Origin of the sequence: Streptomyces syringium, assembly GCF_017876625.1 — a bacterium.
GTDB classification, from domain to species: domain Bacteria; phylum Actinomycetota; class Actinomycetes; order Streptomycetales; family Streptomycetaceae; genus Streptomyces; species Streptomyces syringius.
In genome coordinates this window covers 6,286,080-6,311,628 of the sequence record NZ_JAGIOH010000001.1, presented here as the reverse complement: position 1 = coordinate 6,311,628, position 25,549 = coordinate 6,286,080, and the positions used below count along the sequence as shown (strand labels likewise).

Sequence of the window (25,549 nt, the reverse complement as noted above, 5' to 3'; positions counted from 1 at the left end):
GGGGGACTCTCGCCCGCGCTTTCGAAGAAAGGGCGGGCGGGGAAGGTCAGGCCTGGCCCGCGGCCTCCACGACCCGGGTCAGCAGGGCGAGGAACTGTTCCCGCTCGGCGGGGGTGAGCGGGGCGAGCAGTGCCTCGTTCGCCTCGTCGCCCAGTTTCGCGAGCCGGGTGAGACGTCTGCGTCCCTCGGGGGTGATGGTGATGGCGTTCTTACGGCGGTCGCCCGGGTCGGGAGTGCGGGTGACGAGGTCGTCGGCCTGGAGGTCATTGAGGATGCCGACCATGTCCTTGGGGTCGAAGCCGGTGGTGCGGCCGAGTTCGGCCTGGGCCACCGGCCCGAGGTCGGCGACGGCGGACAGCACCGCGTGGTGCGGCATGCGCATGCCTTCGCGGGCCAGCGCCTCGCCCACGAGGCGGCGGCCGCGTGCGGAGGCGCGGCCCAGCAGCCAGCTGGGCAGGGAGCGGATCCGGGTGAGGGCGGGCTCGTTCTCTGACATGGCGGCACCCTATCCACCGAATCGTTGGGCACCCCCACGAAAAACCATTGGCCTCACCCATGAATTCTCGTATCGTTGGAGCCACCAACGACATCGGTGGAGGTAGAGGTAACCCATGCGTCGCGTCCGGTATCACGAGAACGGCGGCCCCGAGGTCCTGCGCGTCGAGCAGACCGACGTACCGCGGCCGGGCCCCGGCGAACTGCTGCTGCGCACCGAGGCGATCGGCGTCACCCTGCCGGTGGTCCGCAAGGTCCGCGGCGGCGGTCTGCCGCTGCCCGCGAGCCTGGGCGGCGAGGTCGCCGGGAAGATCGTCGCCGTCGGCCCGGACGTGACCGGCTTCGCGGTCGGCGAGCGCGTCACGGGCCTGTGCTTCGGCGACGGCTACGCCGACCACTCCCTCCTCCACTCCGCCATGGCCTCATCCGTCCCCGAGGGCGCGAGCGCCACCGACGCGGTCGCGCTCGTGCGCTGCGGACTGGTCGCCCTCGGCGCCTACGAGGCCGCCCGCCCGGCCGAGGGCGAGTCGGTGCTGGTGACGGCGGCCGCGAGCGGCGCCGGGCACCTCGCCGTGCAGCTGGCGAAGGCGCGTGGCGCCGGGCGGGTCGTGGCCGCCGTCGGCTCGGCCGCGAAGGCGGACTTCGTACGGTCGCTGGGGGCGGACGAGGTCGTGAGCTACGACGAACTCCCCACCCGCGGCGGACCCGAAGCGGCCGCGATGCCCTTCGAACCCGTGGACATCGCCCTGGACGCGGTCGGCGGCGAGCTGCTCTCCCCCGCCGTCGCCTCGCTGGCACCGGGCGGCCGGCTGGTGGCGTACGGCTCGGGCGGCGGGACCATCGAGGCCTACGACCTGCTGGTGGGCGCCAAGTCCGCCATCGGCTTCCAGATGGCGCTCGTCGCCCGCCACCGCCCCGCGCTGATGGAGCGGTGGCGGCAGGAGCTGTGGGGACTGTTCACCGCCGGGCGGCTGCGGCCGCGCGTCCACGTCGAACTGCCGCTGGAGGAGGCGGCCACGGCGCACGCGATCATCGAGTCCCGCACCAACCGGGGGAAGGTGGTCCTGCGACCCGTGTGAGCGCATTCGGCTCATGGCGCTTGTGGGGTGAGGAGCCGCCACGTACGTTCGGCCCACCGGACATGGGTGGTGTGGGACGCCCGGTCCACCGTGTCACGACATGTCATGACGTGCCTCGACGCGAAAGGGACGGGCCATGGCGCCGCTTCCTCCGGCACAGCCCCCGCGCACCCTCAGACGCACCGCCGTACGGCGTGTCACCGGCGCCGTGCTCGCGGGCGCCGTACTCGCCCTTCTCCCCCAGCCACCGGCCACGGCACTGGAAGACCCCGCCGCGGACCCCTCCACCGTGGCCCGTACCGGTTTCGAGGAGCGCGTGCTGTTCAAGGCCGCGCAGGACCCCGGCTACGCCTGCTACCGCATTCCCGCGCTCGTCACCACCGTGCGCGGCACGCTCCTCGCCTTCGCCGAGGGCCGCAAGCACAACTGCGGCGACGCCACCGACATCGACGTCGTCCTCAAGCGGTCCACCGACGGCGGCCGCACCTGGGGCCCGCTGCGTGTCGTCGACGCCGGGCGCGGCGACACGCACGGCAACCCGGCGCCCGTCGTCGACCGGCGCACCGGCCGGATCGTGCTGGCCACCACGTACAACAAGGGCCGTCCGGACGCCGGGAACTGCGATACGCCCTGTGAGCGCACCCCCCATCTCCAGTACAGCGACGACGACGGTCTGACCTGGTCGCGGCCGCGCGACCTGAGCGCGACGCTCCGGCCGCGCGGCTGGAACTCCTGGTACGCGACCGGGCCGGGCCACGGCATCCAGCTCACGCGCGGGCGGCACCGGGGCCGGCTGATCGTCGGGGTCAACGCCGAGAGCCACGACGGCACGCGGCCCACGGCGAACCACGCGGCGCTCGCCTACAGCGACGACTCCGGTGCCCACTGGCGGCTCGGCGCGGTGGACACCCACCGGATCCGCCCCGACGGCACGTACCGGCAGAAGCCGTCCGAACTGACCCTCGCCGAGCGGACCGAGCCCGACGACCGCTCCGGCTCCGACTCCGACTCCGGCGGCACCGTGTACGTGGGCGGTCGGGAGCAGGACGGCACGGACCTCGGCAACCGCGACCACGCCGTCAGCCGTGACGGGGGCGGGCACTTCGCCGCGCCCTTCAGGGCCGTCCCCGACCTGTACACCCCCATGGTCCAGGGGACCGTCCTGCCGCTGCCGTCCGGCCGCTGGCTGTTCTCCGCGCCCGCCGACCCCGACCGCCGCCGCACGATGACCATCCGCTCCTCGTACGACCAGGGCCGCACCTGGGAAGGCGTCGACCGCGGCCGGGCGGTCACCGCCGACTGGTCCGGCTACTCCGACATGACGGTCGTCGGCCGCGCCACCACCGGGCTGCTCTACGAGGCCGGCAAGGCCGACGCCCGCGACGAGATGCGCTTCGCCCGCTTCACCGAGGACTGGCTCGGCCCGCGCCGTGGCCCCGGTCCCACGACCCCGGACCACGCGCCGGGCGCGCGGGGTGCCTACGTGCTCGGCGGGGCCCGGCCGGTCGGCGGCCGGTTCGGCGGAGCGCTCGCCTTCGACGGCAGGGACGACGCGGTGCGCCTCCCCCACCGGGCCTCCCTGCCGCTGGGCGACGGGGACTTCACGGCCTCGCTGTGGTTCCGCTACACCGCCGCCCGGGGCGAGCAGCCGCTGCTGTGGATGGGCGGGGTCGGCGGGGCCCCGCAGGTGGTGCTGCGCGGCGAGCCGGGTGCGCGGCGGATCACCGGACAGATCACCGGCATCGTGGGCCGGGGCCCGTCGCGGACCGCCACGGTGCGGGCGGCCGGCGCGTACCACGACGGGCAGTGGCACCACGCGGCGCTGCGCCGCGCGGACGGGCTCCTCACGCTCATCGTCGACGGCGCAAGCACGTCCGTACCCGATGTGCCGGGAACGGTCAGCCGCACGTCGACCTTCGGGGTGCATCTGGGGCAGAAGCCGGACAGCCGGTGGCATCTGACGGGGGAGCTGGACGAGGTACGGGTGTACCGGCGGGCGTTGTCGGACGGGGAGCTGGGGATGTTGCGGGAGTCGGGGGCGGCGATCGGTGACACCGTTTTGCGGCTGCCGCTGGACGTCGTGTAGTTCCCCGATCCCACCGTTGCCGCTGCGCGGAGCGTCCTCAATCGCCGGACGGGCTTGGGATACGGGCCTCCCGTGGGTGGGCGGGGAGAGACCCACTGTCGCGCGCGTATCTTCTCGCCAATACCGCGCAGACCATCAGCTGCATCTGGTGGAAGAGCATCAGCGGCAGGACCGCGAGGCTCGCGTGGGCGCCGAAGAGGACGCCGGCCATCGGGAGCCCGGCGGCGAGGCTCTTCTTCGAGCCGCAGAAGACGATCGCTGTCCGGTCCTCGCGGCCGAAGCCGAGCCACCGCGAGCCGTAGCCGGTGAGGGTGAGCATCACGGCCAGCAGCACGGCCTCCACCCCGACGAGCGCGAGCAGCCGCAGTGGGGTCACCTGGTGCCATACCCCCCTCACCATCCCCTCGCTGAACGCCGCGTAGACGACGAGGAGGATCGAACCCCGGTCGGCATAACCCAGCGCCTTGCCGTGGCGGATGAGGAAACCGCCGACCCGGCGCCTGAGCAGCTGGCCCGCCAGGAAGGGCAGGAGCAGCCGGCCCACGATCGACACCAGTGAGTGCGGCGGGAAGCCGCCGCTGCCGCCCAGCAGCAGGGCCGCCAGCAGCGGGGTGAGGACGATGCCCACGACGCTGGAGAACGAGCCCGCGCAGACCGCGGCCGCCACGTTGCCGCGGGCGAGGGAGGTGAAGGCGATCGAGGACTGGATGGTGGAGGGCACCAGGCACAGGAAGAGCAGCCCGGCCTGGAGTTCCGGCGTCAGGACGTACGGCACGAGCCCCCGGGAGGCGAGGCCGAGCAGTGGGAAGAGGAGGAAGGTGGCGGCCAGGACCGTGAGGTGCAGTCGCCAGTGCCGCATGCCGTCCATCGCCTCGCGGGTGGAGAGCCGGGCCCCGTAGAGGAAGAACAGCAGGGCGACCGCGCCCGTGGACGCGCCGTCGGCGACGCCCGCGGCCGGGCCCCGGGCGGGCAGCAGCGCGGCGAGCGCGACCGTGCCGAGCAGGGCCGCGATGTACGGGTCCACCGGGAGGCGGGAGAGGAAGGCGGGGCGTCGCATGACGTCCACCCTGCCTCTGGGACGATCCATCGGGAACCCCGTTCACTGCTCTGACTGTTATCACCATTGGCGATAGCCTCGGTCCATGTTCGATCCGACGCAGTTGCGCACCTTTCTGACCGTCGCCCAGACGCTGAGCTTCACGCAGGCCGCCCACCGCCTCGGTCTGCGGCAGTCGACGGTCAGCCAGCAGGTGCGCCGGCTGGAGGACGCGGCCGGGCGGCTGTTGTTCGTCCGTGACACGCACAGCGTGCGGCTGACCGAGGACGGCGAGGCGATGCTCGGCTTCGCGGGGACGATCCTGGAGGCGAACGAGCGGGCCGCGAGCTGGTTCGCGGGGACCCGGCTGCGCGGGCGGCTGCGGTTCGGGGCGTCGGAGGACTTCGTGTCGACCCGGCTGCCGGAGATCCTGGAGGGCTTCCGCCGCGAGCACCCCGAGGTCGATCTGGAGCTGACGGTGGAGCTGTCGGGCACGCTGCACGAGCACCTCGCGGCCGGACGGCTCGACCTGGTGCTCGCCAAGCGGCGCCCGGACGGGCCGCGGGGGCACCTGGTGTGGCGGGACAAGCTGGTGTGGATCGGGGCCGAGCGACTGCGTCTGGACGCCGGCCGGCCCCTGCCGCTGGTGGTCTACCCGCCGCCCGCGGTGACCCGGGCGCGGGCGCTTCAGGCGCTGGAGCGTGACGGCCGCGCCTGGCGGGTGACGTGTACGAGCGGCAGCCTCAACGGCCTGGTCGCGGCGGCGCGCGCCGGGCTGGGGGTAATGGCGCACGCGCGGGGCATGATCCCGCCGGGGCTGGTGCGGATCCCGGCCCGGGCGGGGCTGCCGGAGCTGGGCGCCGTCGACATGGTGCTGCTGCACGGCACCGCGCGGGGTGGCGCGGCACGGGAGCCCGCGGAGGCGCTCGCGGCGGCGATCCTCGCGGGCGGCGACCGGCTGCACGGCCCGGACGGCTTCGCCCCGGGCCCGGCGTGAGCTGTGGGATCCGTGAGCCGCGGGGGTCCCGTGAGCCGCGGGTCCCGGCCCTCGGGTGCCCTGGTCCAGGCCTGCCACCGGGTGTGGTCCAGGCCTGACGCGGGCAGAAGGAGTGCCGGTGCGCCCGGCGCGGAGATTCCGTGCGGATCCCTCCGGGCGCCGGGCATCAAGCGGTAGGAAAGGGGTTCGGGCCGGTCCCCGGCCGGGTACGGTCACGGCGCTGTGCGGAGCGTCACAAGGAGCGTCAGTTGCGCGAGTTCACCGTCCCACCGCTGGCGACGGCGCCCCACGTCGGAGGACTGGCGGACGTCGTGTTCTCCCACGCCGAGGAGGACCCGGAGCGGGTCGCCCTCGGCCGCAAGACGGACGGCCGGTGGCGGGACGTGACCGCGGCCGCGTTCCGCGACGAGGTCATGGCGCTGGCGAAGGGGCTGCTCGCGCGGGGGGTCCGGTTCGGCGACCGGGTCGCCATCATGTCCCGCACGCGGTACGAGTGGACGCTCTTCGACTTCGCGCTGTGGACGATCGGCGCGCAGCCCGTTCCGCTGTACGCCTCCTCCTCCGCCGAGCAGGTCTTCTGGATGCTGCACGACGCGGGCGTCACCGCGTGTGTCGTCGAGCACGAGGACCACGCGATGACCGTCGGCTCGGTCATCGACCGGCTTCCGCACCTCACCCGGCTGTGGCAGCTGGACACGGGGGCGGTCGACGAGCTCGGCGCGGCCGGGGAGCGGGTCGACGACGAGGTGGTGCACCGGCACCGCATGGCGCTCACCCCCTCCACACCGGCGACGGTCATCTACACCTCGGGCACCACCGGGCGGCCGAAGGGCTGTGTGCTCACCCACGCCAACTTCATGGCCGAGTCCGACAACATCGTCCGGCGCTACGAGCGGGTCTTCCACTCCCGGCCGGGCGACGAGGCGGCCACGCTGCTGTTCCTGCCGCTCGCCCATGTCTTCGGGCGGATGGTGCAGGTCGCGGCGGTGCGCGGCCGGGTCAAGCTGGGCCACCAGCCCCAGGCGACGGCCGCCGCGCTGCTGCCCGACCTGCGGGCCTTCCGCCCGACGTTCGTCCTCGCCGTCCCCCAGGTCTTCGAGAACGTCTTCGCCGCCGGTCGGCGGGCCGCGGAGAACGACGGCAAGGCCGGGCCGTTCGACAAGGCCGTCGATGTGGCGGTGCGCTACGCGGAGGCGCTGGAGCACAAGGCGTTCGGCACCGGGCCGGGGCCGTCCGCCGGGCTGCGGGTACAGCACCAGCTCTACGACCGGCTCGTCTACGCCAAGGTGCGCGAGGCGCTGGGCGGCAGGGTGCGGCACGCCATGTCGGGCGGCTCGGCCATGGAGCGGCGGCTGGGGCTGTTCTTCGCGGGCGCGGGGATCACGGTCTTCGAGGGGTACGGGCTGACCGAGACGACCGGGGCCGCGACCGCCAATCCGCCCGAGCGGACCCGGTTCGGGACCGTGGGGCAGCCCGTCCCGGGGACGACCGTGCACATCGCGGAGGACGGGGAGATCTGGCTGCGCGGCGGGCAGGTCTTCACCGGTTATCTGAGCGACCGGAAGGCCACCGACGCCGTGCTGCGCGGCGGCTGGCTCGCCACCGGTGACGTGGGCGAGCTGGACGCGGACGGCTATCTGACCATCACCGGGCGGAAGAAGGAGATCCTGGTGACGTCCAGCGGGCGGAGCGTGTCGCCGCTGCCGCTGGAGGAGCGGGTACGGTCGCACCCGCTGGTCGACCGGTGCGTGGTCGTCGGCAACAACCGCCCCTATCTCGCCGCGCTCGTCACCCTCGATCCGGAAGCGGTGGCGCACTGGCTGGCCATCCGGGGGAAGCCGGCGCCGCCGCCGGGTGACCTGGTGCGCGACCCGGAGCTGGAGGCCGAGGTCCGGCGGGCGGTGGTGGCCGCCAACACCCTCGTCTCGCAGTCCGAGTCCATCCGTACGTTCCGGATACTGGGGGCCCGGTTCACCGAGGAGCGCGGGCTGCTGACTCCGTCGCTGAAGCTGAAGCGGAAGGCCATCGAGAAGGCCTACGCACGGGAGGTGGAGGCGCTGTACCGCGCCGGATGACGCGTCCGAGGAAACGCCTGATGAAGAGGTGAACGAGATCGGTGTAATGGGAATGCGTTCGGGGCAGGTGCCGGTTGACCATGAGGTAAGCAGCCCCTGACGTAAGGATCGACTGCTCGTGAGCAAGGTCCCTTCCATCACCCTCAACAACGGCGTCGAGATGCCCCAGCTGGGCTTCGGCGTGTGGCAGGTACCGGACGACGAGGCCACCGCCGCCGTCTCCGAGGCCCTGGCCGCCGGGTACCGCAGCATCGACACCGCCGCGATCTACGAGAACGAGGTGGGTACGGGAAAGGCTCTCGCCGCCTCGGGCATCGCGCGTGACGAGCTCTTCGTCACGACCAAGCTGTGGAACAGCGCGTCCGAGACGTGGACGCGCGAGAGTGTTCTGCGCGAGTTCGACGCCTCCCTGGCGAAGCTCGGCCTGGACTACGTGGATCTGTATCTCATCCACTGGCCGCGGGCCGTACGCGACGACTACCTGACGATTCTCCGCACCTTCGCGGAGATCGCCGAGAGCGGGCGCGCGAAGGCCGTCGGCGTCTCGAACTTCCAGCCCGCGCACCTCGAGCGGGTGATCGCCGAGACGTCCGTCGTCCCCGCGGTCAACCAGATCGAGCTGCACCCCAACTTCCCGCAGGCCGAGCTGCGCGCCCTGCACGCCCGGCACGGCATCGCCACCGAGGCCTGGTCGCCGCTCGGCCAGGGCAAGGACCTCCTTGCCGACCCGGTCATCGGCCGGATCGCCGCCAAGCACGGCAGGACGGCCGCGCAGATCGTGCTGCGCTGGCACCTCCAACTCGGCAACGTGGCCATTCCGAAGTCGGTGACGCCCTCGCGCATCCGGGAGAACATCGACGTCTTCGGCTTCGAGCTGGACGACGAGGACCTCACCGCGATCGCCGGACTCGACAACGGCACGCGCCTCGGCCCGGACCCGGACGAGTTCGACTTCAACTGACCGGCCCGGCCCCGCGAGGGTCGTGACGGGCCCGCGCGCCCTGCCGGACGGCGGGCGCGCGGCGCTCACAATCGGGGGATGGACGTATCCATCGCCCTGTTCACCTCGGACCTGCGGCTGCGGGACCACCCCGTGCTCGCCGGCGCGCTGCGTGCGGCGCGCCGGGTGGTCCCGTTGTTCGTCGTCGACTCGCGCCTGGCGGCGGCGGGCTTCGCCGTGCCCAATCGGGCCGCCTTCCTGGCGGACTGTCTCGCCGATCTGGACGAGGCGCTGCGCGAGCGCGGCGGCCGGCTGGTGGTCCGCCGGGGTGACGCGGTGGAGGAGACCTGCCGGGTGGCGGCGGAGACGGGCGCCGGGGAGGTGCATCTCGCGGGGGGTGTCAGCGGCTTCGCGCTGCGCCGCGAGGAGCGGCTGCGGGCGGCGCTGGCGGCGGACGGGCGGGGCCTGCGGGTGCACGACGCGGTGGTCACGGCGGTGCCGCCGGGTGCGGTGCTGCCGACGGGCCGGGACCACTACGCGGTGTTCACCCCGTACTTCCGGCGCTGGTCGGCCGAGGCTCCGCGGCCCGTGATCGCCGCACCGCGCACGGTCCCGGTGCCGCCCGAGGTGCGCTCGGAGCCCCTCCCCCGGGCCGCGTCCCTCGCCCGGGGCGAGCCGTCCCCGGCGCTGCCGGAGGGCGGCGAGCGGGCGGGCCGCCGCCGGCTCGGCGCCTGGCTGCGCACGGGTGTGACGGGCTACGCCGACCGGCACGACGACCTGCCCGGGGACGCGACCTCCCGGCTCTCCCCCTATCTGCACTTCGGCTGTCTGTCACCGGTGGAGCTGGTCACGCGGGCCCGGCGGACGGCCGGCGCGGGCGCCGAGGCGTTCGTACGCCAGCTGGCCTGGCGGGACTTCCACCACCAGCTGCTCGCGGCCCGCCCCGACGCCGCCCGGCACGACTACCGCACCCGGCACGACCACTGGCGCGAGGACGCCGGGGAGCTGGCCGCGTGGCGGGAGGGCCGTACGGGGTACCCGGTGGTCGACGCGGCGATGCGGCAGCTCGCGCACGAGGGCTGGATGCACAACCGGGCCCGGCTGCTGTCGGCGAGCTTCCTCACCAAGACGCTGTACCTCGACTGGCGGGCCGGCGCCCGGCACTTCCTGGACCTGCTGGTGGACGGGGACGTCGCGAACAACCAGCTGAACTGGCAGTGGGTGGCGGGCACCGGCAGCGACACCCGCCCCAACCGGGTCCTCAACCCCCTGGCCCAAGCGAAACGCTTCGACCCGACCGGGGAGTACGTGCGCCGCTGGGTGCCGGAACTGGCGGAGCTGCCGGGCCCGGCGGTCCACCACCCCTGGCGCCTACGGGCCACGGAACGGAGCCGGTACGCCTACCCCGAGCCGATCGTCGACCTCGACGACGCCCTGGCCCGCTTTCGCGCGGCGCGCGGCATCGACTGACCGCCTCACATGGCCCCTCCGGGCTGTCCTTGCCCTTGGAAAGCCCGTCCGGCGATTGAGGACACCGCCGCGCAGCAGAGATACGACCCGGCACGGCCGGCAGCCGAAGAGGCCCAGGCGCACCGACCCCGCGTCAGCGGGCCCCGTGGCCCGGGGCCACCGCCTCGACGCGGCGGGCCAGTTCGACGTCGAGGCCGGTGACCTTGCCACCCGCGCTGTGCGTGTTCACCGTCAGGGAGACCGAGTTGTAGCCGAGCGTCAGGTCGGAGTGGTGGCCCAGCTCCTCCTGGATCTGGGCGATGTGGACGACCATCGCCGCCGCCGCGAAGTGCCCCTCGAAGGAGTATGTACGGCTGATCCGATCGCCGTCGGTGGTCCAGCCGGGCAGTTCCTGGAGGCGGTCCTCGACGTCCTTCTGCGAGAGCGGTTCGACTGCCATGGGCGCATCCCCTTCATCGCGAGTACCGGTGGTCCAAGCGTCCCACGGCGCGGGGGCGCTTTCGCGTCAATGTGCCAGGGGGCGCACGGCGAGTCGAATGCACCCTTCCGGGAAGAAGGTGGCGCTTCTATGCTCCTGCGCCGGACGGGACATGTTACCGGCGGTAGGGGTCATGGCATGGGCGGTACGGGCAGCACACGAAGAGGCTTCATCGGCGGGGCGGCGGCCGTCGCCGCGGGCGTCGGTCCGGCCGCGCTCGGCAGCCGCGCGGTGGCCGCCCCCCGGCGCGGGCCGGGGCGTGCGGCCGCGGGGCGGAGTGTCGCCGTGCTGGGCGGGGGCGTGGCCGGACTGACGGCCGCGCACGAACTCGCCGAGCGCGGCTTCCAGGTGACGGTGTACGAGAAGAAGGCACCGGGCGGCAAGGCGCGCAGCATGGACGTGCCGGGCAGCGCGAAGGGCGGCCGCAAGCCGCTGCCCGGGGAGCACGGCTTCCGGTTCTTTCCCGGCTTCTACCAGAACCTCCCCGACACCATGCGGCGCATTCCCTTCCCCGGCAACGCGAACGGCTGTCACGACAACCTCGTGGCCTCCAGCGAGGTGCTGCTGGCCCGGACCGGCCACGAGGACATCCGGCTCCCGTTCGGCATCATCGGCACCCCTCCCCCGCTGCTCACCCCGGACGCCCTGCGCCGCGCGCTGACCGGTTTCCTCGACGCCTTCGGGAACATCCCGCCGCAGGAGGTCCTGTACTTCGTCGGCCGGCTGCTGGTCTGGTTCACCAGCTGCGAGCGGCGGCGGGTCGGCGCCTGGGAGAAGGTGCCGTGGTGGGAGTTCATCCGGGCCGCCCGGATGTCGCCCAACTACCAGCGGCTGCTGGCCATCGGCATCACCCGCAACATCGTGGCCACGAAGGCGGAGGTGGCCAGCACCAAGACGGTCGCGACGTGCATCGAGGCGTTCATTTTCAACGCGCTGGGCCGCGGCGCGGACGGCCAGCCGGACCGGGTCCTCGACGCGCCGACCAATGAGGCGTGGATCGACCCGTGGGTGACGCATCTGCGGTCGCTGGGCGTGACGTTCCGCGTCGGCTGGTCGGTCCGGGACCTGCGCATCGGGGGCGGCAGGATCACCGGGGCCGTCGTCCAGGACCCGTCCGGCGCCCGGCAGTCGGTGACCGCCGACCACTTCGTCTCGGCGATGCCGGTCGAGCACGCCCGCACGACGTGGAACGCGGCGGTGCGGGCCGCCGACCCGAAGCTGGCGCGCTGCGACAAGCTCCAGACCGACTGGATGACGGGCATTCAGTTCTATCTGACCGAGCCGACGCCCGTCGTCCACGGGCACGTCAACCACATCGACTCCGCCTGGTCGATCACCTCCGTGGGGCAGGCGCAGTACTGGTCGGGGCGGGACTTCGGGGCCGACTACGGCGACGGCGCGGCCGTGGACTGTCTGTCAGTGGACGTCTCCGAGTGGGACAAGCCCGGCATCCTCTACGGCAAGACGGGCAAGCAGTGCACCCGCGAGGAGGTCGCGCGCGAGGTGTGGGCGCAGATGAAGGCGGGCCTCAACGACACCGGCCGCACGGTCCTGCGCGACGCGACGCTCCACTCGTGGTTCCTCGACCCGGCCGTGGAGATCGGCGGCCCCCGTCCGACCAACGACGAGCAGCTCCTCATCCACCCCACCGGCACCTGGTACAACCGCCCGGACGCCCGGACGGCGATCCCCAATCTCTTCCTCTGCGGCGACTACGTGGCCACCGACATCGACCTGGCGACCATGGAGGGGGCCAACGCCGCGGCCCGTGCCGCCGTCAACGCCCTGCTGGACGAGACGGGTTCGAAGGCCGAGCGGTGTTCGATCACACCGCTGTACCGGGCGCCGGAGCTGGAGCTCCTCAAGGCACAGGACGACGTGCGCTACCGGCTGGGGCTGCGCAACGCCCTCGACCTGGGGTAGCCGCCGGTGGGCGGCGGGCCACCGGTTACGGTCGGGCCATGACGACTGTCGCAGAGACCACGGGGGTGGGCGCGCTGCTGCGCGAGTGGCGGGACCGGCGGCGGATCAGCCAGCTGGATCTGGCGCTGCGCGCGGGCTCCTCGGCGCGCCACATCAGCTTCATCGAGACGGGCCGTGCCCGGCCGAGCCAGGAGATGGTGCTGCGCCTCGCGGACCATCTGGAGGTGCCCGTCCGGGAGCGGAACGCCCTGCTGATCGCGGCCGGTTACGCCCCGTACTACGCCGAACGGTCCCTGGACGACCCGGCGCTCGCGGGGCTGCGGGAGGGGATGGAACGGCTGCTGCGCTCGTACGAGCCGTTCCCGGCGCTGGTGGTGGACGGCACGTATCAGGTGCTGGCCGCCAACCGCGGCATCGCGATGCTGCTGGCGGGCGTCGCGGAGCCGCTGCTGGCCCCGCCGCTGAACGCCATGCGGATCACCATGCACCCGGACGGCCTGGCGCCCCGCATCCGCAACTACCGTGAGTGGCGCGGTCATCTGCTGCATCAGATGGAACGGCAGCTGGCCCTGATGCGGTCCGCGCCGCTGCGCGCCCTCTACGACGAGGTCAGCGGATATCCGCTGCCGGAGGGCGGCACCGAGCGCGCGGCGTCCGGGGAGGGCGGGGTGCCGTTCGCGCTGCCGATGGTGATCGAGCACGACGGCCGGGTGCTGTCGTTCATCTCGACGATCGCGACGTTCAACACCCCCATGGACGTGACCGTCTCCGAGCTGGCGATGGAGACGTTCCTGCCCGCCGACCGGGAGACGGCCGCGCACCTTCAGGAGCTGCACGGTCGACTGCCGTAGACGACGCCGGCCGCCCCTGTCTGCACGGGGGCGGCCGGCGTCGTCGCACCCGGAGGTCAGGTGTTCAGCAGGCGCAGCCCGGCCTCGGGGTAGCGGCCGCCGGACACCTCGGTGGCGGGCAGTGCCTCCTCCAGGGCGCGCAACTGGTCCTCGGTGAGGGCCAGGTCGGCGGCCTCGGCGTTCTCCTCCAGGTAGCTGACGCGCCGGGTGCCGGGGATCGGGGCGATGTGCTCGCCGCGGGAGAGCAGCCAGGCCAGGGCCAGTTGGACGGGGGTGCAGCCGATGCCGGTGGCGAGGGCGCGGACCCGCTCGACGAGGGCCAGGTTGCGGGTGAGGTTCTCGCCCTGGAAGCGGGGGTCGGTGGTGCGGCGGTAGTCGTCCTTGTCCAGTTGGTCGAGCGAGGTGAGGGCCCCGGTGAGGAAGCCCCGGCCGACCGGCGAGTAGGGGACGAGGCCGATGCCGAGCTCGGTGGCCGTGGGCGCGATGTCGTCCTCCAGGCCGCGCTCCCACAGCGAGTACTCGCTCTGCAGGGCCGCGATGGGGTGGACGGCGTGGGCGCGGCGCAGGGTGTCGGCGTTCACCTCGGAGAGTCCGAGGTGGCGGACCTTGCCCGCGGCGACGAGTTCGGCCATGGCGCCGATGGTCTCCTCGATGGGGACCTCGGGGTTGCGGCGGTGCATGTAGTACAGGTCGATGTGGTCGACGTCGAGGCGGGCGAGCGAGGCGTCGCAGGCCTCCCGGACGTACTCGGGGCGGGAGTCGATGGTCGCCCCGCCGGAGGTGCCCCCGGGCCCGACGCCCCGGATGCCGAACTTGGTGGCGAGGACGGCCTCGTCGCGGCGGCCCTTCAGGGCCCGGCCGACCAGCTCCTCGTTGTGGCCGTTGCCGTAGGCGTCGGCGGTGTCGAGGAAGTTCACGCCGATGTCGAGGGCGTGGTGGATGGTGGCGACGGAGGCCGCCTCGTCACTGGCGCCGTAATAGACCGACATTCCCATGCAGCCGAGGCCGATCGCGGAGACCTGCAGGCCGGAGGCGCCGAGGGTGCGCTGGTACATGAATTCCTGACTTCCTTGTCGATGCTGGTTCGGTGCGTGTCTGGGGGCGCCGGGGGCGGCGGGTGTCAGGCGTTCTCGGTGGTGCGGGTACCGCGTCCGGCGAGGACCAGGGTGAGCAGGGCGCAGGCGGCCAGGGCGGCGCCGATGGCCGTGACGGCGCGGGGGCCGGCGGAGGAGTCGACGATCAGGCCGCCGACGAGGGAACCGATGGCGATGGCGCCGTTGAAGGCCGCCACGTAGAGGGACGACGCGGCGTCGGACTCCTCCTTGGCCAGTTCCAGCACCCAGGTCTGGAGGCCGACCGGCAGGGCGGCGAAGGCGAGGCCCCACACGATGAGCAGGGTGACCGCCGCGGCCTTGCTGTCACCGAAGGCCCACAGCAGGACGAGGGAGGCGGTCATCACGGCGAGCGCGCCGAGCAGGGTGGCCCGCACGGAGCGGCCGACGACGGCTCCGGCGATGAAGTTCCCGACGAATCCGGCGAGGCCGAAGACGAGCAGCAGGACGCCGACCATGCCCTCGCTGATGCCGGTGATGTCCTCCAGGTAGGGGGCGATGTAGGTGAAGGCGAGGAAGTGGCCGATCATGACGAGCGCGGTGACGGCGACGGCGGTGCGCAGTCGGCCGTTGCGGAGCACGCGGGGCAGTGCGGCGAGGCTTCCGCTGCCCTGGGCGGGCAGGCCCGGCAGCAGGAACAGCACGGCGACCAGGACGATGAAGCCGACGGCGGCGACGGCGGCGAACGCGGTGTGCCAGCCGGAGTTCTGGCCGATCATCGTGCCCAGCGGGACGCCGAGCACCGAGGCGAGGGAGATGCCGCCGAGGACGATGGCGGTGGCCCGGACGGCGTGCCGCTCGGGGACGAGCCGGACGGCGATGGCCGCGGCGATGGACCAGAAGACACCGTGGGCGAGGGCGACCACGATTCGGGCGACGAGCAGCATGGCGTAGCTGGAGGCGACGGTGGCCAGCAGATTGCCGATGACGTAGGCGACGAGCAGCGCGGCCAGCAGCCACTTGCGGTCGACGCGTCCGCACAGGGTGGTCAGCGGTGCCGCGGTGATGGCGGCGACGGCGGCGAAGCCGGTGACGAGGAAGCCCGCGGTGCCGACGGAGACGTCGACGCCGGCGCCGATGGACGGCAGCAGGCCGATGGGCAGAGTCTCGGTGGTGACGAAGGAGAAGGTGCCGAGCGCCAGGGCGAAGACCGCCAGCCAGGCGCGCAGCGGCGAGTAGCCGACGGGGTCGGTGGCGACGGGCGCCCCGCGCTTGACGCCCGAGTCCGTTTCCGGTGCGTGCGTAAGGGTGGTCTGAGTCATGACTGGTGGTCTCCCATGGGCGGGACGGGGGTGGAGGCGACGGCCGTGGGGCGCTGGGCCCAGCCGTGCGGGCAAGGGGTGGTGTCCGGGGCGTCGAGCCCCATCGACCAGCAGGCGACGGCGCAGCCGGGGACCGCGCAGAGGTCGGCGGTCGCGGGGGCGGGCCGGCGGCGGGCGTACACCGGGTATCCGGGGTAGCCGTGGTCGAGGTGTTCTGTGGCGAGAGGGGCCGGGGCGGTCGCGAGTGCGGTCATCGGGCCACGCTCCCGGCGAGTTCCCGTGCCGCGTGCCGCGTGTGGTGGCAGGGCGGTTCGCTGTCCCAGCGGAGCAGGGCCGTGCCGACGCCCATGCCGCCGCCGAAGCCTGCGAGGAGCATCAGGTCGCCGTCCGCCAGGGCCCCGGCGCGGCGGGCGTGGTCGAGGGCGAGCGGTATGGAGGCGGCGCCGGTGTTGGCGTGCAGGTCGACGGGCAGGTGGGCGTGCGCGTTGGGCAGCCCGAGCCGGGGGATGACCTCGCCGACCATGACGCCGTTGGCCTGGTGCGGGATGAAGTGCTTGACGTGGGCGGGGTCGATGCCGTGGGCGTCGAGTACGCCCTGGACGGCGAGCGGCAGCCGCTCGTTGACGAAGTCGCGGACCTCCCGGCCCCGCATCTTGAAGAAGTGCTGCCCGTCGGCGAGGGTGCCGGCGGAGGCGGGGTGGCGGCTGCCGCCCGCCTGCACGCCGATCAGCCCGTGCAGGCTGCCGTCGGTGCTGGTGCCGGTGCCGAGGATGCCGTGGCCGGGGCGGGCCGGGCCGAGGACGACGGCTCCGGCGCCGTCGCCGAAGAGCACCGCGGTGCGGCGGTCGGTGTGGTCGAGGATGCGGGAGTAGACGTCCGCGCCGATGACGAGCGCGTATTTGGCCGTGGTCCGCTCGCCGACGCCGGCCAGCAGCTGGGCGCCGGTCTGGAGCGCGAAGACGAAGCCCGCGCAGACGGCGTTGATGTCGAAGGCCGCGGCCTGGGTGGCGCCGAGCCGGTCCTGCACCAGGCAGGCGGTGGCGGGCTGGGGGTGGTCGGGAGTGGAGGTCGCCACGATCACCCAGGCGATGTCCCGCTCGGTGATGCCGGCGTCGTCCATCGCGGCCCGGGCCGCGGCGTAGGCGAGGTCGGAGGTGGCTTCGTGGGGCGCGGCGTGGCGTCTTTCGTGGATGCCGGTCTTCTGGACGATCCAGTCCGCGGTGACGCCGGCCCGGTCGGCCACCACGGAGTTGGGCACGATCTCGGCGGGGAGGTACGAGCCGGTGCCGATGATTCCGGTGGCGGTGGTGGCGGGTGAGTAGACGGTCATCGCTGTGGCTCCAGGGGGGTGAAGAAGTACTGGTGGCTCATGCGGGCCCGGTCGTCGAGGTGGGCGTGGACGACGGGGTCGTCGCCGACCGCGACGGGGTGGCCGACGGCGTCGAGCATCGGCAGGTCGGACGGGTGGTCGCCGTACGCGTAGCAGTCGCGCGAGTCGATGTCCGGCCGGGTGGCGAGCAGGTCCCGCACGGCGTCCGCCTTGTGCGCGCCGATCATCGGCGTCCCGATCCGGCCGGTGTAGCGGCCCCGCTCGACGAGGGGGCGGGTGCAGAGCACATGGGCGGCGCCGACCACCCGGGCGATGGGGTCGAGGCACGCGGGGAACGACCCGGAGACCAGGACGATCTCGGCGCCCGCCGCGCGGTGTTCCGCCAGCTCCCGGCGGGTCTCCTCGATGAAGAGCCCGGCCGTGTCCCGCTCGGTGAACCAGCGCTCGCCCAGGGCGGCGATGGTGGCCGCCGAGTCGCCCTCGTAGGCCGCGTAGTAGGCGCGGTTGATGTCCTCGCGGGCGGCGCCCTCGCGGGCCGCCTGCTGGAACCCCTCGTGGAGCCGTCCGTAGTCGACGACACCGTCGGCGCCGTACCGGATGGTCAGTTGGTACCGCAAGAAGTCGAACATGCTCTTGCAGTTGATGAGGGTCTCGTCCACGTCGGCGAAGACGAGGTAGGGACGAGAGGCCATGGGGCTCTCCTTCCGGGTGGCGGTGAACGGCGGTGACGGCTGCGGGGGTGGGGGCGCCGGCGGGCCGGGGTGGTCGGGGCAGCGGGTCAGGCGGGCTGTCCGGCGGCCGTCCGGTAGACGTCGCGGACGGCGTTGAGGCCGTTGACCGCGGTCGGGACGCCCGCGTACACGGCCATCTGGAGGACCGTCTCGATGGCTTCCTGCTCGGTGCCGCCGGCCGCGAGCAGGGCACGCAGGTGCCTCTCCAGCGGCAGTCGCGAAGGGGTGCCCAGCGCGGTGCAGGCGGCGATGGAGACGATCTCCCGGGTGCGGGCGTCGAGGCCGCCGTCCCCGGAGATGCCGCCGAGGGCGAACTCGATGAGGCAGCGGGCGAGGTCGGTGACCGGGCCCTGGGAGCCGGCGGACTGCGTGGTGAGGCCGTCGAGGGCCTTCAGCAGGTGCAGACCCCGCTCGTAGCGGTCGTCGGTCGCGGCCGGTCCGGTGGGCTCGTCCCCGGCCGGCCGGGGTTCGGCTTCGAACACGGCGGTGACGACCTTCAGGGCTTCGACGGTCGCGGGGAGCCCGGCGTACGGGCAGAGGTGCATGACCGTCTCGACGATCTCCTGCCGGGTGCAGCCGACGTTGCGCGCCCCCCGTACGTGGAAGGAGAGCTGCGGGGCGGCGTTGCCCAGGGTCGTCAGCGCGGCGACGGTCACGAGCTGACGGGTGGGCGTCTCCAGGCCGGGCCGGGAGCAGATGTCGCCGAAGGCGTAGCCGACGATGATCTCGCCGAAGCCGGGGGCCACGTCGCTGAATCCGTCGAGGACTCCGGGCCGTTCGGCGCGCTCGATGCGGCGGATCGTCTCCAGGCCGCGCTCCATGCGGTCGTCTGCGGCGGTGCCTGCGGAGTTCGGGGACATGACGGTCAACTTTCGGTGTCGGGGTTCGGGGCTGCGGTGGGACGGGGTGAGGGGGCCGGGGCGGGGGCCGGGCACGTCGCCCGGCCCCGTGGCCCCGTTCACGTCCGCGGTCAGCCGGTGCGCCGGCTGAGCTTGGCGAATTCCGGGTTGGACCCGAGGACGCCGCCCTCGGACCAGCGCTCGCGCGGGACCTCCCGGACATAGACCGTGATCTTGTCGAGGGGGGCGCCGGTGATCCGGTGCACGGTCGCGGTCAGCTCCTCCATCAGCTCGCGGCACTGCTCGTCGTTGTCGGTCGGCCAGGTCGTCACGGAGACGATGGGCATGGTGATTCCTCTTTCGGACTGCCGGTTCTCGGTGGGGCGGTTGTCGGTAGGGCGCCGGTGATCACTCGGCGGTGGTGACGAATTCCATGAAGCTCGGCCCCTGGAGCTTGAGTTGGGCGTGGATGTCCCCGCCGAGGCCGAACCAGCCGATCGCTCCGCCGTAGTTCTGCTGGTAGCTCATCCAGAGCACGATGACGTTGACGATGCGGTTGCCGCCGGTGCCGGGCGCCGGGAAGGGGTCCGGCAGTACGGCCCGGTAGCGGCCCCTGCCGTCCTGGTCGGTGACGAAGGCGTTGGGCACGCCCAGCGGGCCGGGCCGGGTGGGCCCGTCGGGGTCGAGGTCGTGCTCCCGCAGGGACATCACCGTGTAGAGGCTGTTGGGCAGCATTCCGGAGAAGTCGCAGGCGAACTCCGCGGCCGTGCCGCCGTCCACCAGCCGCACCTCCAGCTCCCCGCGGGCCTCCGCCCACTTGCCGAGGGTGACCGGCTCGGTGACCTTGGGGCCGTCCTGGGCCCGCAGGTCCGGCACGGCGACCTGGTGGAAGGGGTAGCTGGGGCGGGTGACCAGGTGCGCGTCCGGGCACTGCTCGGGGGCGAACACCATGGGGTAGTTGTTGCACGGCAGCGGGAGCGGCAGCGTGTGCAGCACGATCTCGTTGTCCGCCGGGCTGAACTGCGCGGGGTGGTCGGGGAGTTCCCTCACGATCTCGTACGGCCGGTGCTCGCCGAACTTCGGCAGCGGGCTGCCCGCGGAGACGATCGCCGATCCCCAGGCCTGGGAGACCCCGCCCGCGCCGTTGTCGCGATTGATACGGCCGATGACGACGAAGTCACCGTTTCCGTCCATCACTTCACTGGGCGGGTAGGCCGGTCCCTGGGTGGTGAGACTCAGTTGGAAGGTGCGTGACTGGGTCACCGTCTTCTCCTTCTCGAAGGTTCCAGGAGAGGTGTCAGGAGACGCGGGCGTAGATCTCGGTGAAGAGACCGCGCTCGCCGCCCGCGATGTAGCGGTCGCCGGCCTGGCGGACGATCTCCTGGTAGCGGGGGGAGGTGAAGACCGCGTTGTACTCGGCGGGGTCGCAGCTGAAGCCGGAGACGAACATGACGCCGGGCTCGGTGCTCACGACGGAGTGGTAGGCGACGAACGCCTCGACCTCGTCGGAGGTGCGGACCACGTCGTAGATGGTCTCCTCGCGCCAGGCGCGGTAGGCGGTGTGGACGCCGGGCGGCACCTCGATGTGGCGCATCTGCACGTAGGGCGTCAGCGGCAGCGGGGTGTCGATGGGCTTGGGAGCGTCGACGAAGCCCAGCACCTGGCGGCGGAAGTCGCCCTCGGCCAGCGGGCCGACGGTGTCCCAGAGCTTCGCCCAGTCCTCACGCAGGGCGGGGAACTCCTCCCAGCCGGCGACCGGGGCGAGTTCGAGCAGCTTCGAGCCCTCCAGGCTGCGGAAGAGGGCGCGGCCGGTGAAGGACGAGGCGGCGTGGTGGGCCTTCCAGGCCTCGGCGGCGGCGTCGATGCGGTCGGGCTTGACGGACAGCTCGACGGCGGTGATCAGCGATGCGGACATGGTGGTGCTCCTCATGGTGAACAAAGGGGTGGATGAAAGAGAAAGGAGAAAGTCGAGGGGTGACGCGCGGGGCCGGACCGGCGGCCGGGGCGGTCAGACGCCGCTGAGGGCCGCCATCGGGGACCGGAGCATGTGCTCGACGGCCTGGCGCGCCCGGCGGTCTTCCTTGGCCTCGATGAGGTCGGCGTCGAAGGCGGTGAACGCCACCTGCGTGAGGGAGGCCCTGCGGCCCGCCTGGTGGATGGAGATGTCGGCGCCGAAGGACAGCCGCGCGGGGTCCTGCGTCTGCGCCTTGGTGACGCGGTATTCGATGGTGGAGCAGAGCGGGAAGAGGAAGTTCTCGAAGTCCGTGTTCATGGACTCGATGACGTAGTAGTAGCGGCGCTGCGGCCACTGGGCCGCGTAATAGCGCTCGGTGACGGCCAGGAACATCTGCCGGGACGCCTCGACGGCGACCATGCCCTGGACGTGCTGCCCGGTCTGGTGGTCGAGCAGCAGCTCGTTGTCGTTGTGCAGCCGCAGCCCGGCGCCGTAGAGCACGTCGCTGACCTGGTAGAGGTCCGCTATCAGGGCGTTGGCGACCACGCGTTTGTGCACCTCGCCCGCCCCGCTGAGGGTGGATGGCTGCAGTCTGATCTGCACCCGCTCCTGCAGGCCCTGGTGGCGCAGCTCCTCGACGATCATGACGACGTCCGACTCGGCCACACCCTGGGCACTCTCGATCAGGACCGGCGCGCCCTGGGGAGCGTAGAAGCCACCACGGATGCGGTCGAGTAACTGGGAGACGGTGAAGACGTTCTCCTGCACGGCGAAACCGATGAAACGGTCCCCTACCAGAACAACGCTGTGAAGGGTCTGGCTCATGACGAACTCCTCGGTGGGTACCGCCCTGAGGCATGGCTGCGCCACGGCGGTGACATGGAAGTGAGAGGTGCGCTAAGAGGTGCGAAAAGCGCGAAGAACGGCTACGGCGGCATAGGTCCGCGAAGGTCGCGGCACGCCCCCCGTGCTTCGTCGTGCGGTGTTTCTTCAGTGCTGCCGGCGGGTTGGCCGGGCCGATGTCGAAGACACTAGGACAAGTCCGGGGACCGCGCAACCATCCAGTTGGTTTTTCCTAACCATCTAGTTGGTTGCCGACAACTATACGGTTGGTTGGAGTTCCTCTAGAGTGGCTTCATGAGCAAGGAAACGACCCCCGACACACCTACTCGCCTCCTGGAAGCCGCCCGCTCGGAGTTCGCCCAGTACGGCATCTCCGGAGCCCGGGTGGACCGCATCGCCGAACAGGCGGCGGCCAACAAGCAGCGCATCTACGCCTACTTCGGCAACAAGGACCAACTCTTCGCCGCCGTGCTCGCCCAGGCCTACCGGGACCTGAGCGAGCAGGTGCCGGTGCCGACCACGAGGGAGGGAATCGAGGAGTACGTAGGCCACGTCTTCGACTACCACCGCCGCGACAACAGCCTCATCCGCCTGCTGGCCTGGGAGGGCCTGCACTACGGCAACAAGGAGATCCCCGGCGAGGCCGAGCGGGAGGCGTACTACACGCTCAAGAGCGAGATCCTGAGCGAAACACTCGAGATCGGCTCCGCACGGAAGGCCGGGACCCTGCTGATGACCCTCATCGGCATCGCGTCCTGGCCTTTCGTCGTGGAGCAGCAGCGCCGGCTGATGACCGGACTGGCCCCGGACGACGAGGAGGGCTGGGACAAGCTGCGGACGGTCCTGGTGGCCCACGGCCGCGCCGTGATCACCACCGCCGCCCCCGCGGTCAGTCTGGACGCCCTCTGAAGGTCCGGGCGGTCCGCGGTGCGCACGACACGGCGGCCCGGCGGGTACACGGCGTACCCGGCGGGCCGCCCCAAACTTTCTTGACTGATCGTTCTCGATTCCCCTAGGGTCACTCCCGTGGCCAGGACCAAGGAATTCGATCCGGACGCCGCCCTGCAGTCAGCCGTGGAGCTGTTCTGGCAGCGCGGCTACGAAGCGACGTCGATGGCGGACCTCGTGGCACACCTCGGCATCGCCCGGGCGAGCCTGTACGCCACCTTCGGCAGCAAGCGCGAGCTCTACGCGAAGGCCATGGACCGTTACGCGGAGCAGCACGGCCCCCGCATCCTGGAGGAGCTGTCCCAGCCGGGGCCGGCCCTGCCCGCCGTGCGGGAACTGATCGAACGCTTCGCGGAGGAAGCCGCCCACGACGAGTCGCGGCGCGGCTGTTTCGTCACCAATACGGCCGTGGAGCTCGCATCGCACGATCCGGACGCGGCCCGGCGGGTCGAGCAGAGCTGGCACAGCATGGAGGCCGCGCTGACGTCGGCGCTGATGCGGGCCAGGGCCCAGGGGGAGCTGCCCGCCGACCGGGACCCGGTCGCGCTCGCGCGGCTGCTGCTGGTCCTCATGCAGGGCATGCGGGTGGTCGGCAAGGTCGACGCCGGCGCCGGCCTGCTGCGGGACGCCGCCGACCAGGCACTGTCCCTGCTGGACTGAGCCCCTCCCCCGCACGCCGGGACACCGGACACCAGGAGCACCCGAAGGCGACACCGCCCGAGGGGCGCCTCGCCACACCCTGATTCAAGACCGATCGTTCTCTAATTTCTCATTTGAGGAGTCGTCGCCATGACCGCACGCTTCACCGGGAAGACCGCCCTCGTCACCGGAGGCGGTACGGGGATCGGCCGGGCCGTCGCCCTGGCCTTCGCCCGCGAGGGTGCCCGGGTCGTCGTCGCGGGCCGTCGGGCGGAGCCCCTGAAGGAGACCGTCTCCCTCATCGAGGCCGAGGGCGGCGAGGCCGCCGCGATCACCGCGGACGTGACCCGCTCCGAGGACGTCCAGGCCCTCGTCCGGCAGACCGTCGAGCGCTTCGGCGGCCTCGACGTGGCCGTCAACAACGTCGGGCTGTTCGTCCCGCCCGCCAAGCTCGCCGACATCCCCGAGGAGGACTGGCAGAGCATCATCGCCACCAACCTCACCGGCGTCTATCTGTCGATGAAGTACGAGGTGGACCACATGCGTGCCCACGGTGGCGGCGCCATCGTGAACATCTCGTCCAACCTCGGCGCCCATCTGCGCATAGCGGGCCTGGCCGCGTACGCGACCAGCAAGGCGGCCGTATCGGCGCTGACCCGCAACGCCGCCCTGGACCACATCGGCGACGGGGTCCGGATCAACGCGGTCAGCCCCGGCCCCATCGAGACCCCGATGTCCTCCCGACCGGGCGAGTCCGCGCCGGCCAAGGCCGAGCGGATGAGCCGCGAGGTGCCCGTCGGCCGGGCGGGCACCCCCGAGGAGGTTGCCGCCGCCGTGCTCCACCTGGCCGGTGCGGAGGCCGGGTACACGATCGGTGCGGAACTCGTCCTCGACGGTGGCATCACGGCGTAGTGCCGTTGCCGCCTGCGGCGACGAGCGCCCTGCGGGCGCGTCCTCAATCGCCGGACGGGCTGAAATGAGCCCGTCCGGCGATTGAGGACAAGGCACAGCAGCCCGTCCGGGCCGCTTACTGCTTCACAGCCGCGGAGGCGGCCACCGCATCCGGCTCGGACACAGCGACCGCGCCGGAGGCGTCCGGGCGGCGGGCCACGATCCACACGTAGACGAGGATGCCGACGAAGAGGAAGAGCACTCCCTGGTACACCGCGGCGTATCCGGCGCCCGCGACCAGCCAGAAGGAGAAGGCGAACGCGCCGAGGGCGAGCACCATGTCCCGGGTGAAGCGGGCCGGGCGGATCTTCTCGCGCTGCCCGGTCAGCAGGAAGTACACCTGCGCAGCGGCGGACAGCAGATACGGGACCGTCGCGGAGAAGGTCGTGATCAGCACCAGGATCTCGAAGACCCCGGCCACGCCCGACGTGTAGTTGATGACGGTCAGCAGCGAGGCCAGGACCGCGGCGGCCAGCACGCCCGCCGTGGGGACCCCGCGCCGCTTCTTCGCGAACACGGCGGGGAACAGCCCGTCCTTGGCCGCCGCGTAGGGTGCCTGGGCGCTCATCAGCGTCCAGCCGTTGAGCGCGCCGACGATGGAGATCACGGCGCAGGCCGCGATCACCGTGCCGCCCCACTCGCCGCCGAACATCGCGTTGACCGCGTCGGAGAACGGGGCGGTGGAGCCGACCAGCTTGTCGTGCGGGACGCTGCCGAAGACGGCGAGCGTGCCCAGCAGATAGACCACGGCGGCACCGATGGTGCCGAGGACGCTGGCGCGCCCCACGTTGCGCTCCGGGTCGCGGACCTCGCCCGCGCTCATCGCGGCCGACTCGACGCCGACGTAGCTGTAGAGCAGGATCGCGGCCGCCGCGGTGAGCCCGCCGGTCCAGTTGCCGTCGCCCGCGTTGAAGGAGCCGAGGTTGTCGGGGTCGAAGAAGAACATCCCGATGACGGCGACGAACAGCAGCGGCACGAACTTCAGCACCGTGGAGATCATTTGGACGGCGCCCACCCAGCGGGTGCCGGCGAGGTTCGCCAGCGCGGGCAGCCAGATCATGGCCAGCGCCAGTGCCAGGTCCCCGGCCTTGGAGCCGTCGTCACCGGTCAGCACGTGGACGTAGCCGACGCCCGCGACCGCCAGCGCGGCGTTGCTGACCCAGGTCATCGTCCAGTACGACCAGGCGGAGAGGAAGCCGGCGAAGTCGCCGAACGCCTCGCGGGCGTAGACGTAGGGGCCGCCGGTGCGGGGGAAGCGCTCGGTGAGCCGCCCGAAGACGAGGGCAAGCGCGATCGCGCCGACCGTGAGGACGCCGAAGGCGAGCAGGCTGACGGTCCCGAAGGGGGCGACCGAGGCGGGGAGCAGGAAGATGCCGCCGCCGATGATGTTCCCCATGACCAGAGCTGTGGCGGTGGGAAGGCCGAAACGGCGTGTCTTGCCGTCGGTTTCGTGCATGGGGTGGTGCGCCTCTCGTCCTGCTGGCGAAATCGCCGGTCGTGCGACAACACA

At 72.3% G+C, this 25,549-nt stretch carries 25 protein-coding genes; 11 read left to right on the top strand and 14 right to left on the bottom strand.

Annotated elements, in window-relative coordinates:
• Positions 1-46 precede the first annotated feature (46 nt).
• Positions 47-496, bottom strand: coding sequence for a MarR family winged helix-turn-helix transcriptional regulator (locus JO379_RS27805; RefSeq protein ID WP_209517481.1), 450 nt, complete (start codon positions 494-496; stop codon positions 47-49).
• A gap of 115 nt (positions 497-611) precedes the next feature.
• On the opposite strand from JO379_RS27805, the gene JO379_RS27800 reads away from it, so the two are divergent.
• Positions 612-1,574, top strand: a complete 963-nt coding sequence (locus tag JO379_RS27800) for a quinone oxidoreductase family protein (protein ID WP_209517479.1) — start codon at positions 612-614, stop codon at positions 1,572-1,574.
• Positions 1,575-1,710: 136 nt separating this feature from the next.
• Positions 1,711-3,660, top strand: coding sequence for a sialidase family protein (locus JO379_RS27795; protein WP_209517477.1), 1,950 nt, complete (start codon positions 1,711-1,713; stop codon positions 3,658-3,660).
• A gap of 37 nt (positions 3,661-3,697) precedes the next feature.
• Here JO379_RS27795 and JO379_RS27790 read toward each other — a convergent pair whose 3' ends face one another.
• Entirely contained in the window at positions 3,698-4,717 is a 1,020-nt protein-coding gene (locus tag JO379_RS27790) for a bile acid:sodium symporter family protein (protein ID WP_209517475.1), read from the bottom strand.
• 85 nt (positions 4,718-4,802) lie between these two features.
• On the opposite strand from JO379_RS27790, the gene JO379_RS27785 reads away from it, so the two are divergent.
• The 4 genes from JO379_RS27785 to JO379_RS27770 all read left to right on the top strand — a co-directional run bounded on the left by JO379_RS27785 (position 4,803) and on the right by JO379_RS27770 (position 10,178).
• Positions 4,803-5,693, top strand: coding sequence for a LysR family transcriptional regulator (locus JO379_RS27785; protein ID WP_130881438.1), 891 nt, complete (start codon positions 4,803-4,805; stop codon positions 5,691-5,693).
• A gap of 248 nt (positions 5,694-5,941) precedes the next feature.
• Positions 5,942-7,768 (top strand): AMP-dependent synthetase/ligase, encoded by a 1,827-nt coding sequence (locus JO379_RS27780; RefSeq protein WP_207304048.1) that lies wholly within the window; start codon positions 5,942-5,944, stop codon positions 7,766-7,768.
• 118 nt (positions 7,769-7,886) lie between these two features.
• Positions 7,887-8,729 (top strand): aldo/keto reductase, encoded by an 843-nt coding sequence (locus JO379_RS27775; RefSeq protein WP_130881439.1) that lies wholly within the window; start codon positions 7,887-7,889, stop codon positions 8,727-8,729.
• 78 nt (positions 8,730-8,807) lie between these two features.
• Positions 8,808-10,178 carry a cryptochrome/photolyase family protein gene (locus tag JO379_RS27770; RefSeq protein WP_209517473.1) on the top strand — a complete coding sequence of 457 codons (1,371 nt, stop codon included), beginning with the start codon at positions 8,808-8,810 and terminating at the stop codon, positions 10,176-10,178.
• A gap of 133 nt (positions 10,179-10,311) precedes the next feature.
• Here JO379_RS27770 and JO379_RS27765 read toward each other — a convergent pair whose 3' ends face one another.
• On the bottom strand, positions 10,312-10,617 hold the full coding sequence (locus JO379_RS27765) for a 4a-hydroxytetrahydrobiopterin dehydratase (RefSeq protein WP_130881441.1): 306 nt from the start codon (positions 10,615-10,617) through the stop codon (positions 10,312-10,314).
• Between the two features lie 177 nt (positions 10,618-10,794).
• On the opposite strand from JO379_RS27765, the gene JO379_RS27760 reads away from it, so the two are divergent.
• Complete coding sequence (locus JO379_RS27760) at positions 10,795-12,579, top strand: hydroxysqualene dehydroxylase (RefSeq protein WP_209517471.1); 1,785 nt, start codon at positions 10,795-10,797, stop codon at positions 12,577-12,579.
• Between the two features lie 38 nt (positions 12,580-12,617).
• The gene (locus JO379_RS27755) at positions 12,618-13,430 is read left to right on the top strand and encodes a helix-turn-helix domain-containing protein (protein WP_130881443.1); all 813 of its coding nucleotides are present in this window, start codon (positions 12,618-12,620) and stop codon (positions 13,428-13,430) included.
• A 56-nt stretch (positions 13,431-13,486) separates the two neighbouring features.
• On the opposite strand, the gene JO379_RS27750 is transcribed toward JO379_RS27755, so the two are convergent.
• The 10 genes from JO379_RS27750 to JO379_RS27705 form a co-directional block, all read right to left on the bottom strand.
• Entirely contained in the window at positions 13,487-14,485 is a 999-nt protein-coding gene (locus JO379_RS27750) for an aldo/keto reductase (protein ID WP_209517469.1), read from the bottom strand.
• 65 nt (positions 14,486-14,550) lie between these two features.
• Positions 14,551-15,804, bottom strand: coding sequence for an MFS transporter (locus JO379_RS27745; protein WP_130881445.1), 1,254 nt, complete (start codon positions 15,802-15,804; stop codon positions 14,551-14,553).
• Positions 15,801-16,058 (bottom strand): hypothetical protein, encoded by a 258-nt coding sequence (locus JO379_RS27740; protein ID WP_130881446.1) that lies wholly within the window; start codon positions 16,056-16,058, stop codon positions 15,801-15,803. The genes JO379_RS27745 and JO379_RS27740 overlap by 4 nt, the downstream gene beginning before the upstream one ends.
• Positions 16,055-17,134 carry a 3-oxoacyl-ACP synthase III family protein gene (locus JO379_RS27735; RefSeq protein ID WP_130881447.1) on the bottom strand — a complete coding sequence of 360 codons (1,080 nt, stop codon included), beginning with the start codon at positions 17,132-17,134 and terminating at the stop codon, positions 16,055-16,057. The genes JO379_RS27740 and JO379_RS27735 overlap by 4 nt, the downstream gene beginning before the upstream one ends.
• Positions 17,131-17,826 carry an HAD family hydrolase gene (locus JO379_RS27730; RefSeq protein WP_209517467.1) on the bottom strand — a complete coding sequence of 232 codons (696 nt, stop codon included), beginning with the start codon at positions 17,824-17,826 and terminating at the stop codon, positions 17,131-17,133. The genes JO379_RS27735 and JO379_RS27730 overlap by 4 nt, the downstream gene beginning before the upstream one ends.
• 86 nt (positions 17,827-17,912) lie before the next feature.
• Positions 17,913-18,725 (bottom strand): carboxymuconolactone decarboxylase family protein, encoded by an 813-nt coding sequence (locus tag JO379_RS27725; protein ID WP_209517465.1) that lies wholly within the window; start codon positions 18,723-18,725, stop codon positions 17,913-17,915.
• 110 nt (positions 18,726-18,835) lie between these two features.
• Positions 18,836-19,051 (bottom strand): tautomerase family protein, encoded by a 216-nt coding sequence (locus JO379_RS27720; RefSeq protein WP_130881449.1) that lies wholly within the window; start codon positions 19,049-19,051, stop codon positions 18,836-18,838.
• Positions 19,052-19,112: 61 nt separating this feature from the next.
• The gene (locus tag JO379_RS27715; protein ID WP_130881450.1) at positions 19,113-19,967 is read right to left on the bottom strand and encodes a hypothetical protein; all 855 of its coding nucleotides are present in this window, start codon (positions 19,965-19,967) and stop codon (positions 19,113-19,115) included.
• A gap of 34 nt (positions 19,968-20,001) precedes the next feature.
• Complete coding sequence (locus JO379_RS27710; protein ID WP_242626406.1) at positions 20,002-20,619, bottom strand: hypothetical protein; 618 nt, start codon at positions 20,617-20,619, stop codon at positions 20,002-20,004.
• Positions 20,620-20,712: 93 nt separating this feature from the next.
• A complete protein-coding gene (locus JO379_RS27705; RefSeq protein WP_130881452.1) occupies positions 20,713-21,483 on the bottom strand; it encodes an AfsA-related hotdog domain-containing protein in 771 nt (256 codons plus the stop codon).
• Between the two features lie 312 nt (positions 21,484-21,795).
• Between JO379_RS27705 and JO379_RS27700 the strand changes: the two genes are divergently transcribed.
• The 3 genes from JO379_RS27700 (at position 21,796) to JO379_RS27690 (ending at position 24,000) form a co-directional block, all read left to right on the top strand.
• Complete coding sequence (locus JO379_RS27700) at positions 21,796-22,410, top strand: TetR/AcrR family transcriptional regulator (protein ID WP_130881453.1); 615 nt, start codon at positions 21,796-21,798, stop codon at positions 22,408-22,410.
• A 117-nt stretch (positions 22,411-22,527) separates the two neighbouring features.
• Positions 22,528-23,109 carry a TetR/AcrR family transcriptional regulator gene (locus JO379_RS27695; protein WP_209517463.1) on the top strand — a complete coding sequence of 194 codons (582 nt, stop codon included), beginning with the start codon at positions 22,528-22,530 and terminating at the stop codon, positions 23,107-23,109.
• 129 nt (positions 23,110-23,238) lie between these two features.
• Positions 23,239-24,000: an SDR family NAD(P)-dependent oxidoreductase gene (locus tag JO379_RS27690; protein ID WP_209517461.1), complete on the top strand. Its 762-nt coding sequence runs from the start codon at positions 23,239-23,241 to the stop codon at positions 23,998-24,000.
• Positions 24,001-24,115: 115 nt separating this feature from the next.
• On the opposite strand, the gene JO379_RS27685 is transcribed toward JO379_RS27690, so the two are convergent.
• Positions 24,116-25,495, bottom strand: a complete 1,380-nt coding sequence (locus tag JO379_RS27685) for an amino acid permease (RefSeq protein ID WP_209517459.1) — start codon at positions 25,493-25,495, stop codon at positions 24,116-24,118.
• Between the last annotated feature and the right edge of the window lie 54 nt (positions 25,496-25,549).

Excerpts from the sequence above, each read along its gene's own strand:
- JO379_RS27790 (WP_209517475.1), bottom strand. The coding sequence starts at position 4,717 with ATGCGACGCCCCGCCTTCCTCTCCCGCCTCCCGGTGGACCCGTACATC.
- JO379_RS27690 (WP_209517461.1), top strand. The coding sequence starts at position 23,239 with ATGACCGCACGCTTCACCGGGAAGACCGCCCTCGTCACCGGAGGCGGT.
- JO379_RS27755 (WP_130881443.1), top strand. The coding sequence starts at position 12,618 with ATGACGACTGTCGCAGAGACCACGGGGGTGGGCGCGCTGCTGCGCGAG.
- JO379_RS27770 (WP_209517473.1), top strand. The coding sequence starts at position 8,808 with ATGGACGTATCCATCGCCCTGTTCACCTCGGACCTGCGGCTGCGGGAC.
- JO379_RS27750 (WP_209517469.1), bottom strand. The coding sequence starts at position 14,485 with ATGTACCAGCGCACCCTCGGCGCCTCCGGCCTGCAGGTCTCCGCGATC.
- JO379_RS27805 (WP_209517481.1), bottom strand. The coding sequence starts at position 496 with ATGTCAGAGAACGAGCCCGCCCTCACCCGGATCCGCTCCCTGCCCAGC.
- JO379_RS27730 (WP_209517467.1), bottom strand. The coding sequence starts at position 17,826 with ATGGCCTCTCGTCCCTACCTCGTCTTCGCCGACGTGGACGAGACCCTC.
- JO379_RS27765 (WP_130881441.1), bottom strand. The coding sequence starts at position 10,617 with ATGGCAGTCGAACCGCTCTCGCAGAAGGACGTCGAGGACCGCCTCCAG.
- JO379_RS27685 (WP_209517459.1), bottom strand. The coding sequence starts at position 25,495 with ATGCACGAAACCGACGGCAAGACACGCCGTTTCGGCCTTCCCACCGCC.
- JO379_RS27705 (WP_130881452.1), bottom strand. The coding sequence starts at position 21,483 with ATGAGCCAGACCCTTCACAGCGTTGTTCTGGTAGGGGACCGTTTCATC.
- JO379_RS27745 (WP_130881445.1), bottom strand. The coding sequence starts at position 15,804 with ATGACTCAGACCACCCTTACGCACGCACCGGAAACGGACTCGGGCGTC.
- JO379_RS27710 (WP_242626406.1), bottom strand. The coding sequence starts at position 20,619 with ATGTCCGCATCGCTGATCACCGCCGTCGAGCTGTCCGTCAAGCCCGAC.
- JO379_RS27785 (WP_130881438.1), top strand. The coding sequence starts at position 4,803 with ATGTTCGATCCGACGCAGTTGCGCACCTTTCTGACCGTCGCCCAGACG.
- JO379_RS27700 (WP_130881453.1), top strand. The coding sequence starts at position 21,796 with ATGAGCAAGGAAACGACCCCCGACACACCTACTCGCCTCCTGGAAGCC.
- JO379_RS27800 (WP_209517479.1), top strand. The coding sequence starts at position 612 with ATGCGTCGCGTCCGGTATCACGAGAACGGCGGCCCCGAGGTCCTGCGC.
- JO379_RS27720 (WP_130881449.1), bottom strand. The coding sequence starts at position 19,051 with ATGCCCATCGTCTCCGTGACGACCTGGCCGACCGACAACGACGAGCAG.
- JO379_RS27760 (WP_209517471.1), top strand. The coding sequence starts at position 10,795 with ATGGGCGGTACGGGCAGCACACGAAGAGGCTTCATCGGCGGGGCGGCG.
- JO379_RS27735 (WP_130881447.1), bottom strand. The coding sequence starts at position 17,134 with ATGACCGTCTACTCACCCGCCACCACCGCCACCGGAATCATCGGCACC.
- JO379_RS27740 (WP_130881446.1), bottom strand. The coding sequence starts at position 16,058 with ATGACCGCACTCGCGACCGCCCCGGCCCCTCTCGCCACAGAACACCTC.
- JO379_RS27795 (WP_209517477.1), top strand. The coding sequence starts at position 1,711 with ATGGCGCCGCTTCCTCCGGCACAGCCCCCGCGCACCCTCAGACGCACC.
- JO379_RS27725 (WP_209517465.1), bottom strand. The coding sequence starts at position 18,725 with ATGTCCCCGAACTCCGCAGGCACCGCCGCAGACGACCGCATGGAGCGC.